The organism is Pelistega indica, assembly GCF_000506865.1.
Taxonomy (GTDB): Bacteria; Pseudomonadota; Gammaproteobacteria; order Burkholderiales; family Burkholderiaceae_B; genus Taylorella; species Taylorella indica.
On the sequence record NZ_AYSV01000030.1, the window covers coordinates 1 to 2,105 of the forward strand.

At 37.0% G+C, this 2,105-nt stretch carries 4 protein-coding genes and 1 pseudogene; 1 reads left to right on the top strand and 4 read right to left on the bottom strand.

The features are described 5' to 3' along the window. From V757_RS28325 to V757_RS28335, 4 genes and pseudogenes are all read right to left on the bottom strand, one after another. A pseudogene (locus V757_RS28325) lies at positions 1-114 on the bottom strand (IS481 family transposase); the annotation flags it as partial. A 537-nt stretch (positions 115-651) separates the two neighbouring features. After that, positions 652-852 carry a hypothetical protein gene (locus V757_RS28330; protein WP_143000593.1) on the bottom strand — a complete coding sequence of 67 codons (201 nt, stop codon included), beginning with the start codon at positions 850-852 and terminating at the stop codon, positions 652-654. A gap of 143 nt (positions 853-995) precedes the next feature. After that, a complete protein-coding gene (locus V757_RS29545; protein WP_023949619.1) occupies positions 996-1,127 on the bottom strand; it encodes a hypothetical protein in 132 nt (43 codons plus the stop codon). A 273-nt stretch (positions 1,128-1,400) separates the two neighbouring features. Further along, positions 1,401-1,547 (bottom strand): hypothetical protein, encoded by a 147-nt coding sequence (locus V757_RS28335; protein ID WP_155805784.1) that lies wholly within the window; start codon positions 1,545-1,547, stop codon positions 1,401-1,403. A 369-nt stretch (positions 1,548-1,916) separates the two neighbouring features. On the opposite strand from V757_RS28335, the gene V757_RS28850 reads away from it, so the two are divergent. After that, the coding region (locus tag V757_RS28850) for a hypothetical protein (RefSeq protein WP_036694168.1) at positions 1,917-2,105 on the top strand (189 nt) is incomplete at its 3' end.

The following is a 2,105-nucleotide window of genomic DNA, read 5'->3' on the forward strand; positions in this document are numbered from 1 at the left end:
TCCCTCCGATACGCCCATAATTTTGTCATGCTTGTCGACACTATTTTTTAATTGCTCTGCTAAATTAAGCAGTCCTGCTTTATGTTTAATCACATTATTGGTAGTATGTAACATGAGAGTTTCCTTTTGTTTGTTTAAAAGATTCGCACCTCTTATTCAAACGGGAAACTCTCTTTTTTGCAACTCATTTGTCAGATTTGGTCTGAACTTCTACATATTAAGTATCGTAATGATAAAATAGTGATACTTAATTATAATAAATACATTGATATGGGTCCTTATGCATTTGACTTATTTTAATTGACAACAAAAATAAGCTGTTTTTAGTAACAACTTATTTTTTTATTTTTAATCTAAATATTCGTATTTCACTAAGAAATTCTCTTCGTATGAAGAAATTTTCTTATTAAAATAAATACGAATTTTACGTCTATCCGTTAATTCTATTTCGGTTAAGACACATACTTCCCGCATATCGTATTGTTGAGTATGAATAGCGGCAGAATAGACGTAGTCAGGATCAATATATTTCGTTTTTTCTTTTTCCTGTAATCCTTCGTAAACATATAAATCGCGATAAGCAATGTAGAAAAAAGCACCGATGTAGGGGATGATTAATTAGCTACAGTACGGTAGATAGTTTTTGCTACATTAAGGGAATGTCTTTCCACATAACGCATGAGTGTTCCCTGCCTTACCGTTAGCACTATGAGCTACCCGAGTATCAAAGGATACTTGTAGCTGAGGTGGTAGTGCTTGTTTGAACTTCTGTTCAGAGGTGATAGGAGATACCTGTCCGTTGACAACATCAGAGTTTTGGCGTACATTAGTAATCGTACTGGACGCTCCCATACTGTCACGAGAACGTATAGGGTCAGTATGCGTAGGTCAGAATGCGTCGCACCCCGCACCTGATTCATCGTCCGGCACCCATCATAGGCAAACAGCTCTTAGCTGTTACTGCCTTTGTTTTGGGCAAACGAACAGAATGTCTCTTATGCTTGATATTCAAACGATACTTTCGCAGTATCTGTTTGCTGATTTATAGTACCTTTGGCGATAGTAGCAACAGTACGTTCGATAAATATTTCAATAACATCACCATATATCATACTATCGACAGACATTCGCTTGGAGATAATATCTGCTGGTTCTATAGCACTACGTATTTTTCCACCAATGTTCCTCCAACAAAGTCTACCCAACCTACGTTTTGACGGTACATTGATCGGTTCACATCAGTTTTGTCTAAAATAGTTGTCTTGTTTTTCTAGGATCCATTTTTAAGCGCTGTTGTAGTATCATCTGAGCCATTATCCCCACGGACTAACGAGCCTTACAAGATGCTAGTAGATGAGGTGGTAAGGTTTGTTTAAAATTTTGTGCAGAGGTGAGAGGGTTTAAAGACTATTGACAACATCAGAGTTTTGACGTACATTAATCAGTGTATCAGACGCTCCCATACTCTGACGCGCAGGTGTAGGCAGGGTATGCGTAGTAGCAGAAGTATCAAATCCTACTCTGCTTACACCGTGTTGGTACAACATAACCAGTATTGGTAGAGCGTTATTATTACCTTTATTTCTGATTAAAGTTACTATTAGAAAAAGCCTCGGTGGTGAAATGACCACGACAAAAACTAGAAGTTTCTAGTTTTTATAATGGACAGAAAATCTATAATCTATAAGCCCTAGAGAATTTCCCTTATTTATCTTAGCAAAAAATTTAACCAAAAGCGTTTAATGGTCACGTCTATATAGATGAATGGCAAGTAGATTCTTTGGCAAACTGCAAGGGTTATTTTGAATGGAGGATAATATAAAATGCCTCTCTATAGGTATCGAAAGAAGTATAATATAACCATAAAAAGTGCAGACTATTTTCTCAACAATTGATTAGAATAATGAGGAGAATTTATGACACAAGAAAAAATACGAGACGTTCCCGAACTGCCTGAAGTTATTTACCCTTGCTCTACACAAAGCCCCTACCTAGGGGCACTTGGGCAAGCGATGTACAATATATTCTTTTCGATGGCAGGTATCCCTGACAGTTCCATMAGGGTATCGGGAATGTTTTATGAGAAAGATAACGAGTGTTGGATG

Coding starts and splice junctions, on each gene's coding strand:
- V757_RS28330 (WP_143000593.1), bottom strand. CDS start 852: ATGGGAGCGTCCAGTACGATTACTAATGTACGCCAAAACTCTGATGTT.
- V757_RS29545 (WP_023949619.1), bottom strand. CDS start 1,127: ATGTCTGTCGATAGTATGATATATGGTGATGTTATTGAAATATTTATC.
- V757_RS28335 (WP_155805784.1), bottom strand. CDS start 1,547: ATGTTGTACCAACACGGTGTAAGCAGAGTAGGATTTGATACTTCTGCT.